The organism is Lacrimispora sp., from assembly GCF_031982545.1.
Taxonomy (GTDB): domain Bacteria; phylum Bacillota; class Clostridia; order Lachnospirales; family Lachnospiraceae; genus Lacrimispora.
Map to the genome: position 1 here is coordinate 437,682 of NZ_DALYXB010000002.1, position 17,010 is coordinate 454,691.

The 17,010-nt window shown below is 43.6% G+C and carries 14 protein-coding genes; 2 read left to right on the plus strand and 12 right to left on the minus strand.

Annotated elements, in window-relative coordinates; all coding sequences use genetic code 11:
* Positions 1-32: 32 nt before the first annotated feature.
* Positions 33-1,370, minus strand: a complete 1,338-nt coding sequence (locus tag ABS301_RS05465) for a CitMHS family transporter (protein ID WP_349671252.1) — start codon at positions 1,368-1,370, stop codon at positions 33-35.
* Positions 1,371-1,494: 124 nt separating this feature from the next.
* The gene (locus tag ABS301_RS05470) at positions 1,495-3,669 is read right to left on the minus strand and encodes an ATP-binding protein (RefSeq protein ID WP_349671253.1); all 2,175 of its coding nucleotides are present in this window, start codon (positions 3,667-3,669) and stop codon (positions 1,495-1,497) included.
* 110 nt (positions 3,670-3,779) lie between these two features.
* Here ABS301_RS05470 and ABS301_RS05475 point away from each other — a divergent pair, with 110 nt between their 5' ends.
* Positions 3,780-4,466 (plus strand): response regulator transcription factor, encoded by a 687-nt coding sequence (locus tag ABS301_RS05475; RefSeq protein ID WP_349671254.1) that lies wholly within the window; start codon positions 3,780-3,782, stop codon positions 4,464-4,466.
* On the opposite strand, the gene citC is transcribed toward ABS301_RS05475, so the two are convergent.
* From citC to ABS301_RS05515, 8 genes are all read right to left on the minus strand, one after another.
* Positions 4,456-5,481 (minus strand): [citrate (pro-3S)-lyase] ligase, encoded by a 1,026-nt coding sequence (gene citC / locus ABS301_RS05480; RefSeq protein WP_349671255.1) that lies wholly within the window; start codon positions 5,479-5,481, stop codon positions 4,456-4,458. The two genes, ABS301_RS05475 and citC, sit on opposite strands and share 11 nt — an antisense overlap.
* Positions 5,387-6,373, minus strand: a complete 987-nt coding sequence (gene citG, locus ABS301_RS05485; RefSeq protein WP_349671256.1) for a triphosphoribosyl-dephospho-CoA synthase CitG — start codon at positions 6,371-6,373, stop codon at positions 5,387-5,389. The genes citC and citG overlap by 95 nt, the downstream gene beginning before the upstream one ends.
* Before the next feature lie 3 nt (positions 6,374-6,376).
* Positions 6,377-7,939 carry a citrate lyase subunit alpha gene (gene citF / locus ABS301_RS05490; protein ID WP_349671257.1) on the minus strand — a complete coding sequence of 521 codons (1,563 nt, stop codon included), beginning with the start codon at positions 7,937-7,939 and terminating at the stop codon, positions 6,377-6,379.
* Between the two features lies 1 nt (position 7,940).
* Positions 7,941-8,843, minus strand: coding sequence for an aldolase/citrate lyase family protein (locus tag ABS301_RS05495; RefSeq protein ID WP_104438224.1), 903 nt, complete (start codon positions 8,841-8,843; stop codon positions 7,941-7,943).
* On the minus strand, positions 8,840-9,139 hold the full coding sequence (gene citD, locus ABS301_RS05500) for a citrate lyase acyl carrier protein (RefSeq protein ID WP_349671258.1): 300 nt from the start codon (positions 9,137-9,139) through the stop codon (positions 8,840-8,842). The genes ABS301_RS05495 and citD overlap by 4 nt, the downstream gene beginning before the upstream one ends.
* A 140-nt stretch (positions 9,140-9,279) precedes the next feature.
* Positions 9,280-10,734, minus strand: a complete 1,455-nt coding sequence (locus ABS301_RS05505; RefSeq protein WP_349671259.1) for an FAD-dependent oxidoreductase — start codon at positions 10,732-10,734, stop codon at positions 9,280-9,282.
* Positions 10,735-10,810: 76 nt separating this feature from the next.
* On the minus strand, positions 10,811-12,055 hold the full coding sequence (locus ABS301_RS05510) for an NADH-ubiquinone oxidoreductase-F iron-sulfur binding region domain-containing protein (RefSeq protein ID WP_349671260.1): 1,245 nt from the start codon (positions 12,053-12,055) through the stop codon (positions 10,811-10,813).
* Positions 12,056-12,066: 11 nt separating this feature from the next.
* Positions 12,067-14,178, minus strand: coding sequence for an FAD-dependent oxidoreductase (locus ABS301_RS05515; RefSeq protein ID WP_349671261.1), 2,112 nt, complete (start codon positions 14,176-14,178; stop codon positions 12,067-12,069).
* 99 nt (positions 14,179-14,277) lie between these two features.
* Here ABS301_RS05515 and ABS301_RS05520 point away from each other — a divergent pair, with 99 nt between their 5' ends.
* Complete coding sequence (locus ABS301_RS05520) at positions 14,278-15,087, plus strand: MerR family transcriptional regulator (RefSeq protein WP_349671262.1); 810 nt, start codon at positions 14,278-14,280, stop codon at positions 15,085-15,087.
* A gap of 17 nt (positions 15,088-15,104) precedes the next feature.
* Here ABS301_RS05520 and citX read toward each other — a convergent pair whose 3' ends face one another.
* Entirely contained in the window at positions 15,105-15,638 is a 534-nt protein-coding gene (gene citX / locus ABS301_RS05525; protein ID WP_349671263.1) for a citrate lyase holo-[acyl-carrier protein] synthase, read from the minus strand.
* 56 nt (positions 15,639-15,694) lie between these two features.
* Positions 15,695-17,002, minus strand: coding sequence for an MATE family efflux transporter (locus tag ABS301_RS05530; protein ID WP_349671264.1), 1,308 nt, complete (start codon positions 17,000-17,002; stop codon positions 15,695-15,697).
* Positions 17,003-17,010: the final 8 nt, after the last annotated feature.

Below are 17,010 nucleotides of genomic sequence, written 5' to 3' on the forward strand. Positions count from 1 at the left end.
TGCAGCCCCGCTATTCTTAGGAGATAACTTATTTAAAATGTAATGACGCCAAGCACAACACCGGCAATCAGACATACAAGGCTGACGCCCCAGATCCAAAGGAATGAATTCTTTATATGGTCTTTGATTTCAACACCTGCAAGACCGACACCAAGGAACGTTGCCGGAACTACCGGGCTGATGAAGGTTGCACAGTTACGGCATACTACCATGGCAATTGCCGTATGAACAGGATCTACGCCAAAGCTGTTTCCTACACTGATCAGAACAGGAAGCAGACCGTAGAAATAAGAATCCGTACAGAACAGCATGGTCAGCGGTACAGATAAAACGCCGATAATCAGAGGCATAAAATGACCCATAGACTGTGGAATAAATGAAGCAAGAATATTAGCCATATGGTTCATGATTTCACTCTGTTCCAGTACACCTAAAAATACACCGGCTGCAAGAATCGTAGATGCCATCATAAGAGCAGGGCCGGAATGAGATTTAATAATCTTATTCTGAAGTTTCGCTCCCGGGTAGTTAACCAGAAGTGCAATTACACAACCTACCATGAAAGTTAAGTAAGATGGAACCTTTAAAAATACAAGGCAATAGATGACAAGCAGGGTAAGACCTATGTTAAAGAATAAAAGCTTTGGTCTTGCAAGATCACCCAGTTCACTGGTAGAAGCGCTTTCTTCCAGCATATCAAAATCTTCCATTTCCAGAGTGCTGTCAATTCCCGCACCACGTTTTTTCTCCATCACGCCCCAGAAGAAAGCGGTAAATAACGCAATTACAATACCAACTGCCTGCATGGGAAGAATTCTCATCCAAAGTACATTGGCTTCAATCCCAAGAACAGAAGCAGCACGCATGGTAGGACCGCCCCATGGAAGTAAATTCATAACACCCATAGCTGTTACGCAGATTAAAAGAAGCGTAGTAGGACGCATCTTCAGCTTTTTATAAATCGGAAGCATTGCCGGTATGGTTATCAGGAATGTGGAAGCCCCACCTCCGTCCAGATGACCGATTATGGCAATAATACAGGTCATAAATGCAACTCCAACTACATTGTGCCCCACTTTTTTCATTAAAGCATTGATGATGCTGTCAAACATTCCTGCATCCGTCATAATTCCGAAAAACAAAACGGAAAATATGAACAGTGCAGCAGTGGAATGCACATCAGCAACCCCCGCCTTAATAAAATCCCCAACTTCTTTGACTGTAAAGGTTCCTGTTAATACCAGTATCAGCGCACTGACACAGGATACTCCGATGAATGCCAGAGCCGGAACAGTAACATTTCTCAACAGTAAAACAATGATCATGATAATGGTTGCAAATCCCAATAATGCAAGCATTGTCTCATTCATGTTTTTCTTCCTCCTCTATATTTTGTTATAGAGAAAGTATAAAAGCCCAACCTTACAGCCTCACATCTTCTCCCTTTCATTTCTTTAAGAGAAAAATTAAAAGTTGTTAAGATTGGACTTCCAGTTAAAATATATCTTTTAAATTCATGACTGCTTTTAAAATTGCAGAATCTGAGACCGGCTTATCAATGTATTCATCTATCATTCTGCGTTTCTTTGCTTCCACAAGCTCTTTTGTCACACGGTCGGCCATAACAATGCGGATCACTCCGGGATACGGACCCTGTAAGGACATGCAAAAATCCACCCCGCTTTTCCCTCTCACATACTGTTCCGTTACAACCGCAGCCACTTCCTGTTCTTTTAATATTTTTCTCGCCTCTTCAAAATCCATGCAGGAAGTAAGAGGAACATCCAGCCTGCTAAAGCTTTTTTCCAAAAGACGTAATACTTTGGGATTATCATCTACAATCAAAATACGCAGGACCGGTCCTCCATCCACAAGTTTAATCTCCTCTTCCCGCTCCTTCTGCTCATTAACCGGTAGGTACATATGAAAGATGCTTCCTTTTCCCAGAGTGCTTTCTGCAAATACATAGCCTTTATGGGAATGAATAATCTGCTCCACCAGGGAAAGGCCAAGGCCTGTCCCTTTTCCATTTTTCTTAGTAGTAAAAAACGGGTCAAATATTTGTTTCAGCACCTCATCACTCATTCCCTCCCCATCGTCTTCCACATCAATCCGGATATAATGATCCCACCCCTCCGGCAGTGTGGAAAGCTTGTGCCGGGCCAGATCCACACGATCCACCGACTGGCATGATACACAAATGGTTCCTTCTCTGTGTCCGATGGCATGAATGGCGTTAACACAGATGTTTAAAATCACCTGATTCATCTGTGTTTCATTGCCCAGGAAGCATTCTTCCTGCAGGGTAAATGATTCCTTTAGATGTATATTGGGGGGGCAGACAGAACTAACCATCTTAATTGCCCGTTTTAACACCTTTTCACCCTGAAGATTTTTAAAAGCCGTCTCCATATTTTTTCTGCTTAATGATGAGATCTGCTGGATAATTTCCTTTGCTTTTGTAGAAGCCTCATAGATTTCCGTGGCATTGTCATGATTCTCTGACTGTTCGGGCAGATCCAGCATCAAAAGCTCTGCATAACCCATGATAGGAGTCAGAAGATTGTTAAATTCATGGGCAATTCCACCTGTCATGGTTCCCATAATCTGAAGCCTCTGCTGATGTGCAATAGTCTCCTCACTCTGATGAATCTCTTCCAGTATTTTATTGAGTTCCAAAAGATATGTAATCTGTTCCGTATCCTTTCGTTTTTGAACCCTTAAATCTCCGATATAAATTACCAAACCCAGAACAATTGCCATTGCACAAAAAAATACAAGTCCCAGCTTAAAAAATCCGGCTGCTACAGGAATGTAGATATCATTGTAATCGATGACCGCACTGATGACCAGGAATCCATCTCCGATCTGTACCGGTGAATAGGCGCTGATCTTTTTCACCTCCGGAACACCCGGATCAACCCACCAGTAAGAAAAATACTCCGATACACCTTCTTCTCCCCGGTTTTGCTTGTCGATCATTTGTTTTAAACTGGTTAAGTCTACGCCTGGGAACATCTCTTTTCTCCCGGAAATCACATTGATTCCCCACTGCTGCTCCTGGGGGTGTGCCAGTATAATACCAGAAGAATCTTTTATGACGACATATCCGTTTGTGCCAAGACGAATTTTAGATACCAGTGATTTATAGTAGTTTCGTTCATTAATTACGATGGAGATAGAACCCACATCGGGAATCTTCCTCTTTAATACCAGATACAGGTCTCCATTTTCCAGCTTACACTGAAGAAACTGTTCCGACTGGCTGATTGGTGTGACTGAATATGTCTTCACCACACCATAGCCCTTCATGCTTTTTATCATATCCCCACGTTTGTCTTCCACAATCACATCATAGACAAACCGTCTGTGATTGGATACATAATCCCCGATCATACTCCAGTCCCGGTTTCCGGTCTTTCTAAAGTTCTCTTCCTCTATATCATAAATTGTATTTAGATCTGCCTGATAGCCTTCAATAAAAACCTTTAAGTTCTCCCCCATACTCTGGGTTGTCAAAAGCATCTGCTTTTTCTGATTGTTAATAATGGCATCCTTATAGTCATTCCAGATACCAAATGTGAGAAAGCAGAAAATAATCAGCACAGCCGCCATTGCGCAACAGATAAATATCCCGGTATACTTCCTCTTTCCTCTTCTATTATTCATGATTCTGCCTTTCGTTTGCCTCTTCCTCATTGACTTGTTCTATTATTAATATTATAATAAATTATAACATATTTCGATAAAATTCTACATGATTTTCATTGGGGGAAACTATGTCTGATAAAGTATTAATTGTAGATGATGATCCGGCTGTTTTAAAACTGCTGGAAAAAGTCATGCACAGCAATGATTTGGAAACTACTGTGGCAGACAGCGGTCTCGCTGCTCTTAACTGCATAAAAAATCATACATATGATATGATTCTTATGGATGTCATGCTGGGAGATATGGAAGGCTTTGAAGTCATTAAAAAGCTGCGTGGCCAGGGAATACAGACTCCCGTTATGATTGTCAGCGGACGAAACGAGGACTATGATTCCCTGTATGGACTGTCGTTAGGCGCCGATGATTATATTACAAAGCCTTTCCGCCCTCTTGTGCTGGGTGCCAAGGTGAAGGCGCTCATAAGGCGCTACAAAAACCAGGTGCTGGACAGTTCCGATATTCTGGAATGCGGTCCCTTTTCCTACAACACTTCCACCATGCGTTTTTATAACAAGGGGGAAGAGATCATTCTCTCTTCCAAGGAAAGCAGCCTGATGCTGTTGTTTTTAAAGCATCCAGGACAGGTTTACACAAAAGAGATGATTTATGAGCACGTATGGGGAAACAGTGTGGCAGTTGATGATAACGCCATTATGGTTTATATCAACCGTCTCCGCGGTAAAATCGAAGAGGACCGGCAAAAGCCGGCCCATATTGTAACTGTCAGAGGTCTGGGATACCGGTTTATCCCTTAGGCCTCTGGCCTTTTTTTATTTCCAGATATTTCAGAGTCGTCTCTGGTACCACTTCCTTAATGTGATGAAAGTCTCCCTTCTCATACCAGGCTCTCACCATGGAGGCACTGACAGGAGTCCCTTTCAACTGTTTTCTTTCAAATTCAATTACCTCAATCCCATATTGAGGCAGAATCTCTTTCATCTGCTCATTGTACTGTCCTGTTATGGCACAGTTTGGTTCTGTACCAACAAAACGTCTGTTAATCTTAAGTTCCGGAGCGATCCGGCGTGCAAATAAAGTTAAATCCAAAAGGCAGTTGGCCTTTTGAGCCTGGGCTTTCTCCTTAATAAAATAGGTAGGAAACGTAGCAGCAGAAATGACAAAATCCGAGGACCGGTGAACAATCACCTTTGATAAATCACTGACGCCTTTCTTTACTAACTGATAACGGTCTTCCGCATGAAAAAAACTCCTGTCATCAGATAAAACAAGTACATGAAGATAGTCGCAATTAAGAAGTGCCTGTTCCACCAGATAACGGTGTCCATTGGTAAATGGATTGCAGTTTACCACCATGCAGCCAATTACGGAACCGGATTCCAGCGCTTCTTTGGGAGACTCCTCTTTTAAACGGTGTATAAACTGATCAAAACCCTCTTTTCGGTTTTCCATAAAAAGAATTTCACTGGTCTTTAATACTCCATAGAATCCCAGATTTTCAAACATCTCCTGGTTTCCCGGTTTTGTGTAAAGAAGTATGTGGGATCTTCCCTTTTCAAATTCATACTGAACCAACGCAGAACAAATGGTTGCCGCCAGTCCGAAGCCCCTGGATTCCTGATCCACCGCAATACATTTCAGCACATTGTCATGAGCAGATCCGGTTGCTGCGATCCTGTAATTCTCATCTAAAAGACAGATGGTATACTCAATCCCCTCATCGTAATCCAATTGATTTAAGGTAAGAAATTCCTTCAACCGTTCCAGCTCTTTCCCCCGGAAAGGTCTCCCTTCCAGTCTCATGAATTCCATAGGCTCCTCCCCACTCTCCAGTTATCTGTGTGAGAAATATGGTGACAGCAAGAAGATCTGCACTTCCTCCTGCACTGATATTCTTTTTCACAAACCACTGATCCATTTCTTTTAATAAAGAAAAACTCTCTTTCCTGTAGGCGCCTCCGTCTTGAATAAACCTGGCAGATATGTTCTTCACCTGCTTTAGCACCGCAGGATTATGCCTGGAAAGAATGTTTGAATCATCCACCTGGCTCATAAGATGGAACAGGGTCTCCAGCTTAATACTGTTCCATTCCTGTCCTTTATAAAGACCCATTGTCATTACAGGCAGTGAAATATGAAATACAGAGGAATAACCACTAATGGCCTCCCCCCTGGCACCGGTCAGACCGTATTTCTGAAGGTTTTTTTCACCTTTCGAAACAAAGTGATCCATGCTTTGTACTTCTTTCACCAGAACATCTCTGACCATTGCCTGTTCCATCTCTATCAGCTGTTTTAACGTAACTTTTCCAAAAGTGCGGTGGCAGGCTCCTGCTGCCCCGCATAAAATCCCCAGATGAAAGACCAGCCCCTTGTGTGTATTCACTCCGCCAGTCGCCTGATACATGGCCCGTTCTGCCAGAATTCCGATTCTGCGAATGGTTTCAAATAACACAGGAGGCGCTTCCCACAACCTCTCCCCCTCAAGAGCCATTGTGACAAAATAAGGCTTTAAGGCCTTGGCACTCCGTTCAAAGGAAACCACATTCATATCCGTATGGGCCCCATTGGAATAAGGATCCACTAACCCTGGCTTTGGAAGTGTATAGACCTCCTCCAGCAGCGCACCGTATGCCAGTTTTCCAATCCGATATGCAGTTTCTTCCTCCTTTGAAGGAAGGTTCACACAAGACCCGCTTTGCATTGTCTATTCTCCTGAAAATTCAAATTTTTTAATCTTACGGACAACATCCATTACTGTACCATCACGTCCTTCAATGATTCCCACTACTTTATCATCAAATTGCACCCGTTCCGGCTCTCCTACCATGGAAAATGCAATATCCCGCAATTCCTCAATGGTTTTAAACGGAAGATCCACATTCTTCATGGCATCAATTAAATCCTGTCTCCTGGGATTAATTGCAATACCATAATCCGTTATTACCACGTCAATAGATTCTCCAGGAGTAGTAACGGTTGTCACGTCGGTACAGATGGCTGGAATTCTTCCCTGTAAAAGAGGTGCAATTACGATGGTGCATTTTGCACCGGCTGCCGTATCCGGATGTCCTCCCTGAGCGCCGGTAATAATACCGTCAGAGCCCACCACAACGTTACAGTTAAAATTTACATCTACTTCCAACGCAGCCAGAATTACGAAATCCAGCTTATTAACTACCGCTCCTTTATTAAACGGATCGGCATACTCACCGGCACTAATACGGAAATGCTTGGGATTAATTACAGACTCCACTGCATTTAAGTCAAAATCCTGGGTATCAAGCAGTGCATCTACCTGATTGTTTTCCAAAAGGTCGCACATGGGTTTTGTTAACCCCCCCACGCCAAACTTCATTCGTATGTTTCTCTCTTTCATAATTTTAGAAAGAGATATGGTAGACGCAATGGAAGCTCCGCCCACACCCGTCTGATAAGAAAATCCGTCTTTGAAATATGGCGTATTTACTACAAACTGAGTACAATAATCAGCCATCATCAGCTTTCTCATATCTGTGGTAGGCTTAGCCGCTCCTGTTGCAATTTTATCCGGATTTCCAATCTCATCAACCACAACCACGTAATCTACCTTTGTCATGGAAATATGGGCAGGAAAGTTTGGAAATGGAACCAGGCAGTCGGTAATGGCAACCACTTTATCCGCATAATCCGCATCGACCATGGAGTAAGAAAGTACACCGCAGTCGGACTTTCCGCCGATTCCGCGGCAGTTGCCGTAATCATCACAGGTAGGCGATCCAATAAATGCAATATCAATTCTCACTTCTCCAGTCTCTATGGCACGGACTCTGCCGCCGTGGGAACGCATAACAGCCAGTCCTTTTAGTTTCCCTTCTGAAATGGCACGACCAATTTTCCCTCTGACACCAGAGGACTGAATGTTTGTAATCGTTCCGTCTTCAATCAATTCCACCAGCTTATCATGTGCTTTTCCCAGAGAGCTTGCGCAAATGGTGATATCCTTAATTCCCATTTTGTGGATCTCTTCCATCACCATGTTAACGACATAATCTCCATCCCGGAAATGATGGTGAAAGCCCAGAGTCATCCCATCCTGGATTTTGCACTTTACCAGAACTTCATGAATGTTTTCTACCAGCTTACTTCCCTCTGAATTAATGACACATCTGGTGGAAGGACCGTCTTTTTTATATTCGTATCCATCAAAATAGTGATTTCCTTTAAATGGTTCTTTTCCTGTTATTTTTAAGATTTCTTCCGGAATCTCTCTTCCTACTGCATTGATCATCTTATAAATCTCCTTTATATACGCCCGAAGCCTTTGCCAGTTCAATGGTTCTCCTAGCTCCGTCATAAAATGCAATGTCAATCATCTTTCCATCTACTGTAAACACGCCGATTCCCATTTCCTTTTTCTCTTCGATCTCTCTAACCACCTTTTCTGCAAAGATAATGTCTTTTCCAGAAGGGGTAAAAATATCATGAACAATTGGAATCTGGCGGGGATTAACAATTGACTTTCCGTCAAATCCCATAAGATGAATTGTCTCCACATCACGGCGGAAGCCTTCCATATCATCAAGGTTTGTATATACGGTATCAAAGCACTGTACCTTTGCCGCTCTTGCAGCGATGATTAAATTCTGTCTGGCTCCCATGAGCTCAATACCTGTACCTGTAATGCGGGTCTGCAAATCTTTTGTATAATCTCCTCCTGACAGAGCAATTCCAAAGAGACGGTCTGATGCTTCACAAATATCCAACGCCTTCATGACACCTCTTGCCGATTCTATTGCCGCCATTATAAGGATCATACCTTCCGGCATTCCAAAATCCTTCTCTGCCTTTAAAATCTCCTCTTCCACTCTGTGAACGTCTTTGGGACATTCCACTTTTGGAATACGGATGGCATCACATCCACCAGCTACGGCACAGCGGATGTCTTCCTGCCAGTATGGCGTATCAAGCCCGTTAATTCTTACCACCCGTTCACACCCTCTGTAATCAATCTCTTTGAGAGCATGATACAGGGAAAATCTGGCAGCGTCCTTTTGGTTTTCTGCAACTGCATCCTCTAAATCAAGGATGATGCTGTCCGGTCTATAAATATAGGGATCCTTAATCAGTCCCGGTTTCTGGGCATTTAAAAACATCATGGTTCTTCTGAGCCGCTTCTTCACTAAATTGATCATTTGAAAGCACCTCCCCATAAAGCATTGACAAATTGATCCATAGAGCGGGATACCGCCGCTTCTACCCTGGCTTTGATGGTGCAGTCCAGAGCCCCCTTGTCTACCATGGAAATTTTTATATTATCCACTCCTAAGTGACTCAGAGTTTCAAATACCACTTTTCTGATTTGGTTGCCATACTGATTGATCACTGCACTTTCCAGTGTAAAATCGATTCTTCCGTCTCCTGGCTCAACAGTTACCTGACAGTCACTGGATTCCAGCGTTCCGGCCATAGCCGGTCTTTCTATCTCCATTTTGTTTAAAGCCTCCCTTTAATTTTCTATAATTTCAGTTTACATGGGGAATCTTAACTCTGGAAAAAATGTACCTTAAAAAATGTTAAGAAAGGGAGCCTGCATTTTTTCGTGCAGACTCCCTTTCCTCACAGACTAATTTATTCAGAAAAATGTTCCTTTATAAACTGAATCGCGTTCTCTCCCGCCATTCTTCCGGAATTGACGGCAAATCCAAGAGTATTTCCTGGAAGAATGAATACGTAATCCGGGTTGCATATGGAATTGGCATCCGTTCCTGCCGCATAAAGTCCTGGTATCACATGATTATCTTTATCCACCACCTCTGTTTTATAATTAATCCGAATTCCTCCAAGGCTTCCATATGCACTGGGTGCAAACTTGAGTGCATAGTATTTTGGCCCATTGATTGGTTTTAAGTATTTTGGATTTTTGTTAAACATGGTGTCTCTGAATTTACAACATTCATTATAATCAGCTAAGGTTTTTTCAAGCCCCTCTTTGTCAATTCCAGTTTTTTCTGCCAGTTCCTCAATGGAATCGGCTATGAAAAGGACGTCATTTCCATTTTTAATCAGCTCCTGCATTTCCTGTTTAAAATCATCCATGCTGATATTGGAGGTAACCACATTGATCAGATCCAGTCCGTTTTTCTCGTACTGATGCAAAATAGTATCATCTATGATTGAAAATGCTACCCGGTCTTTCTGTCTGGCAATCGCATTTACAGAGAAAACCGGATTTTCTACCACTGCTTCATCATAGAACCGTTCCCCATCCAGATTTACAAAGAGGTTGGGCTGACGGAACGGTAATTCAACAGGAGCATAGCCGCCTGTATTTGGTGCAAAAAACACTAATTCCATATCCATGCGGTCGCTGGCAGCGCCTGCATCCCATGCCATACTGATTCCATCTCCTGTAAGGCCCGGTATTCTGTAGGAGAAAAGATCCTTTCCCCATTCATAATCGGTATATTTATTAATAAATTCAGGACTGTCCCCAAATCCTCCGGTCGCAATAATTACTGCCGATCCATAGGCACTTATTTCTCCGTCTCCGTCCTTTGCAACCACACCGATCACTTCACCATCTTCCTTCAAAATACGCTGTATGGGGGAATCCAGACAGATTTTTACGCCCAGCTCCTCTGCTCTGTCCGTCATTGCCTTAATCATGGTTGCCGCTGCTCTCAGCCCCGGAGCTCCCGTTTTCGGCTGAACGATATGCCAGGTTGCTTCTGAGCCAGGAAAATATTTAGATGGCAGAGCAAATTTTACCCCCATATCCTGAAGCCAGGCAATCGTGCTTGCAGATTTATCTATATAGCCCTTTACCAGCCTTGCATCGGAACGCCAGTGTGTATAATCCATAAATTTCTGGAATGCACTTTCTCTGGTACAGTCAATCAGTCTGTCCTTCTGCAATTTTGTCTCCACACCCAGAAGACCCATTGCCATGTTTGCACAGCCTCCTGTTGTATTGGCCTTTTCAAATACAAGTACCTCTGCCCCCTGCTCTGCAGCTGCGATTGCAGCTGCAAGTCCTGCTGCTCCTCCGCCTACAACGATTACATCCGCTTCCATCTCTCTCATGATTCCATCCTCCATCTCATTCATTTCATTTATTATAATTTAAATTATAATGCTGTTTTTGCTTTACTAAAACGCCTTACGTTCTCCGCCTTCTGCCAAGACCTTTTTTCATTCCGTTGCTTTCTGCCGAAAAACTTCCGACTTCTGACGGTTCTGACGGCAGAACGGGTTTCACTGTTCCATACCTCTTAACAGCATTACTGCTGCATGCCTTGCTGCATTTTCCACACTTGCTGCAAAGATCTGTATCAATGATGTGAATTAAATTTTCTCTTCCCCTAATGGCATGCTCAGGGCACGTCATGCATTCTCCGCAGCCGTTGCAGACAGCAGGATCAATATAGAAATTTACATAAGAAATACATCTTAAAGACTGGCAGATCTTTCTGTCTATGTGCTTTTCGAATTCTTCCCCAAATTTCTTCAAAGCTGTAGAAAGAGGGACAGCCGCTGTTCTTCCCATATCACATAACGTTCCTGCTTTCAATGTGTCACAAATTTCCTTCATAACGGAAATATCGCCCTCCCTTCCTTTTCCTTCTGTTGCATCCTGTAAAATACGGAAGAGCTGATAGATCCCTTCTCTGCAGTACACACAGGTTCCGCAGGTTTTCCGGCTGTTTAAACGCATCCGTTCAGAGGTCCAGCCCACAATACAGGTATCATTGGAAAAAACCTCTATTTTTGCCGATTCAAGCATTGTGCCGTCTTTTAAGAGGCTGTAATAGGTAAATGGAGTATCCAGTTCATCCGCTCCATAAACTGCTCCCATCCCCCCGCCTGCTGATATAAATTTAACCGTTCTCCCAGCTTTTACTCCTTTGCCGTATTTGGTAATAATCTCTTTCAGCGTGATTCCAAAGGGAATTTCATAAATTCCGGGCTCCATAATATCCCCTGTTACCGTTACTATTTTGTGAGGCACGTAATTTTCGTCCGTCAAATACTGATGCAGAGCCAGCATCGTCTCTCCGTGATGTACCAGAACGCCTTCCCTGAATACTTCCTTCTGGGTTTCTTTTGTGGTATCTGCCAGCTTAGTCTCAATTCCTTTCACATGAAATCTCTCTGCATAATTTTCGTAGTTCTTAGACAATAATGCGCAAATGCTGCTTAATCGAAGCCGGTCTTTTAAAGCCTCCATTCCGCTAATTGCCTCATCCAGATGATGCTCCAGCAGATATGCCATATTCCCGCATCCGCTTTGATCTTCCAGAAAAAGGCAGACAAGCTCCTTCCATTCCCTGCTGCTCCATCGTTCTGCAGAAGGTCTTCCTTTAATCCCGTGTCCGAATAGTACAATTCTGTCCGTTTCCATCATTTTCACCCTCTTTATTTATACTGATACTCTGTCCAGAATCTGGATCTGGTAAGCCTTGGACGCAGATCACATTGTAAACATCTCTCTGCCTCGCATATGGCTTCCGTTTCCTCAAACCCTTCTGTCATGAGATGAAAGTTATCTTTCCTCTGGTCAAGGGAAATACAGCGGTATGTCCTGCGGCCTAAGTCTGCAAATCCCTCTGCTTTACCAATAAATCCGTTTACTTCCTCATCTTCTGTCAAACATTCTTCTAAATTGCCATCCCCACCTAAATAACGGTCGATTTCCGAGGCGGCCTTTCTGGCTCCCGCAATTGCCTGAATGACAGAAGCTGTTCCTGTTACCGCATCACCTGCTGCAAAAACGCCCTTTATCCCCGTATTTCCACTGCCATCTGTTTCTACAAGTCCTCTCGGATTTAAAGTCAGCTCCTCAAAGCTTTCCAGATCCGGCTTCTGCCCGGTGGAGAAGATCACCATTTCTCCGGAAATCACATGATCGGAATCTTCTTTTACCGTTAAAATCAGCTTTTTATTTTCGTCAAATGTGAAGCTTTCAACATTGCGGCAGAGAACACCGGCTGCTTTTCCGCCATTCTCTATAATTCTTACAAAGGTTCTTCCGTTGTAAATCCGGATTCCTTCTTCTCTGGCCTCAGCAATTTCCTCCTCACCGGCGGTCATGCTGCCTTCTTCTTCCAGACATACCACAGATACTTCCCTGCATCCCAGCCGCTTTGCAGTCCTTGCACAGTCGAAGGCAACATTTCCCCCGCCCAATACCACAACCGAATCTTTCAGTTCCATTGGAGTGCTTAATAAGTTCCGTCTGAGAAAATCAATATTTACATGGACATTTAAAAGATCGGCACCAGGCAGGGGTATCCGCACTCCCTTGTCGGTTCCGGCCGCAATAAGAATCGCCTCGTAGCCAAGGTCCTTCAGTTCTTCTAAGGAACTGATTTTCCGATTGGTAAAGATTTTTACTCCTGCCTCCCTGATCACAGCGATTTCCTCTTCCACAATCTGTGCAGGCAGACGGTAATCCGGAATTCCGGCTGAAAGCATTCCACCTGCAACCGGAAGCTTTTCAAAAACATCAACTGCATGTCCCGATTTAACCAGATAATATGCTGCCGTAAGCCCGGCCGGACCAGCTCCCACAACTGCCACCCTTTTTCCAGTCTGTGGTTTGAAAACAGACTTTTCTTTCCATTGGTAAGTATCATGTCCGGCTGCAAACCGTTTCAGTTCTCTGATTGAAACAGCTCCATTTATCTCTTTTCTTCTGCAGGCAGATTCGCAAAATCTCATGCATACAAGTCCAAGGGACTTGGGAAATGGAGCTTTTTCCCTGACGACAGCCGCCGCTTCTTCATATCTTCCTTCTTTAATGAGACGGACATACTTAGGAACATTGATACCGGCAGGACATTCCTGCTTACAGGGTATGAGGACATCATCTCTGTTTCCCTCTTGAAAAGTGCCTTTCTTGTCCTGAAGAGCTCCAGTCGGACATACTTCCACACAGGCACCGCAGAACCGGCAATCTGCTTTTGCCAAAGCAAGACCTTCGTTTACACCGACTGCTGTTCTGCCTTCCTCATTCTTATAAAATCCAAGAATTCCAACCCCTCTCACATCCCGGCAGACCCGTACACAGCGCCCGCAGGCAACGCAGCGGTTGGGATCTCTGATAATTAAAGGATTACCGGTTTCCACGTTTACAGCATTTAAGGTCCTTCTTAACCGGGAAGTACTGACTCCCAGATACTGGATCAGAGACTGAAGTTCACATTTTAAATATTTTGGACAGGTCGTGCAGTCATCTACATGATTGGCCAGCATCAGTTCCATGGAAAGCCTTCTCATCTGGTCAAGGTTCTCTGATTTCGTCTTCACCGACATACCTTCCTCTGCCAGTGTGGTACAGGCGGTCTGAGACTCTGTTCTCCCGTTTATTTCAACCACACACAGTCTGCATCCTCCCTCTTCATGCAGATCCGGATGGTGACACAGGTGAGGGATGTAAATATCCGCATCCTCCGCTGCCTCCATGATTGTCTTTCCTTTTTGCGTATAAACTTCCATGCCGTCAATCTCAATTTTAACCTGATTCATTTCAACCTCCAATTTTCTTGACTCCTTTGTTGAGATTCATTTATACTAGTACTATAAACTTTGCCACAGAGGCAAAGTCAATAGCGGAGTGTGAAAAAAATGACAAACTTATATACGATTGGGGAAGTTGCACGGTTTCTTAAAATTTCAACGAAAGCTTTACGTAATTATGATGATATGGGGCTATTAAAACCCTGTTATATTTCACCGGAAACCAAATACCGCTACTACAGCTATGAACAGTTTTTCATTATTGATGTAGTCCGTTACTTAAACAAAATCCTTGGAATTCCTCTTGAAAATGTGAAAAAGATGTTGGAGGAGAACAAAGAACCAGACCATTTATTAACACAGCTTAAGTGTCATAAACAGCAGCTGGAAAGCAGAATTGCTGCTCTGGATAGTTCCATACAGCTGACAGAACATCTGATTGAAAAGATAGAAGACCAAAAAAAATATCCCGGTAAAATCGGGATATACGAAAAATACCAGATGAGCCGGAATTTGTATTACCACAAACTGGACAGCTCTATTTATGATATCGATAAATATGTTACAAGGAACGGCGCTGATGAGGATCTGCCGGAGACAAACACCATGTGCCTTTTGTTTTCCCGATCGGATCTTCAGACAGGAGAAACTTTGAAAGTCCGGGGTTTTGGTGTTTTATCTGACAAAAAGCTGCCTGGAATGGAGTTAAAAACCATTCGGGAAGGCCGCTATATCACCCGGAGTTTTCTTTACTCTGAGGAAAATACCAGCACTGCGTTTAACGAATTGGCTGAATATGCACAAGTAAAAGGAATTGTCTTAGACGAAGCTGCATATTTGATCTCTCCCATGGTAAAATTCCCTGCATGTTCCAAATATGAATATCTGATGGAGCTCCAGATCATGATTCATTTATAAAGGTTAAACACTGTCTTTTATAATCCTTGATGGATTTTCCAGTCATGAATGATATGCTCCACCTGGCGGATCAGTTCCTCAACCGAATGAGTTCTGCTTCTGGCGCAACATTTGGCATCCTGCCCGCAGATTAAACATTTGCGCGCGGGGGCAGATAGGATCTCTCTGCTCATACTGACGCCTTTTTTATCATATACGTCAATATCCCACAGCCTTCCAAGCGGATGGGTCTCCTCCAGCCTGGCGGTCAGACATTTCACTGCGGCAGGATCAAAACTGTCTAAAGCATAGAATTTCATATATCCTGCATTCTCTGACACCCCTGCCATCTCTTTGATTCCGATTCCCGAATCAGAAACTGCCTCTTCCAGCGTTTTGGTTCCCTCGTCAAAAGCAAGCAAAAAATCGGGGGAAGTCTTGACTGGACCTGGTATGTTCATCGCCAGCGCCATCGTCACCATCCCTTTATATTTTTCTCTCAGTTCTTCCTGGATTCTGACTTTCTTTTCCCGAAACCGAAGCATCTCTTCAAGCTCTACATATTTCTCCATGTTCTACCTCTTATCTGGCTTTAATCTGTACAGAAATTCTATCCCTAAAAAACATCTTATAGTTTTCTAATCTTAATTGTCAGTGGAATCACCATGAGAATCCAGACGATTGGTTCTGCTACAATGATCCCCATATAGTTAAGAACCGGTGCCAGAAATGCTGCAATTGCAACCTTTCCTGCCAGTTCAATAAAGCTTGATATAACCGGGGTTTTATGATCCCCACATCCCTGAAGTACATTTCGGAATATGGAGATTGCAGCCGTTACAAAATAAAACAGGGAATTAATCTTTAAGTAAAGGGCAGCCGTTCCTGCTATATCACGGTTTAAAGAACCGGTCACCAGATACACCAGATAAGGCGCAGCCGTATAACTTAAAAGAATCATTGCCAATGACCAGACAGACGTAATGATTAGTGCCTGGGAAATCCCCTTATGAATTCGGGAAATCTTACCCGCTCCCATATTCTGTCCGCAAAAATTTGCCATGGTCACGCCCATAACAGAAAAGGGAAGCATGAAAAACTCTGTAATTTTACGAGCCGCCGTGTGTGCAACAATAATATCAGTCCCCAGAAGATTGATTGCACTCTGCAGGGAAAGAGTTCCAAAAAAGACAAGTGACATCATGAGCGCCATGGAAATTCCCGACGAATAGAGCTGCCTGATCTCTCCTCTGGTAATCTTAAAATCCCGGATATGAAAGCGGAAAACCGGATACCGTTTTATCATATAGCAAAGACTTAACACTGCCGACAGAGATTGGGACAATACGGTTGCAATGGCCGCCCCCTCCACTCCGCTATGGAGAACAAGGATAAAGAAAAGATCCAGAAATACATTAAGGATACTGGAGAAAACCAGAAATGCCAAAGGGGCTGCCGTATCTCCCACCGCTCTTAAAATGGAGGCACAGGCGTTATATAACATGGTCATGACCATTCCAAACAGAATGATCCGGATATATCCCTTTGCATCAGACATCAAAGACTCCGGTACATGAAGTGCCCTTAAAAAAAGAGGCAGACCTACCACACACAGCAAAGTGATCACAAGGGAGGTAAGAGTCCCTAAAAGCAGGCATCCGGCAGAATACCTCCTGACCTTCTCCTCTTGCCCGGCTCCATAGCTTCTTGCTGTAAGCAGGGCAAAGCCGCCGGTCAGTCCTGACAAAAAACCAATAAACAGAGTGCTGATGGAAGTTGTGGCTCCCACAGCTGCCAGTGCACTCTCTCCCAGAGTGCTTCCCACTACCCGGGTATCTGCAAGGCTGTAAAATAGCTGAAATAGATTGCCAGCTGCAACGGGAAGCGCAAACTGAAGCATGATTTTTCCGGGGCTGCCTTTGGTTAAGTCCTTCATACTTTCTC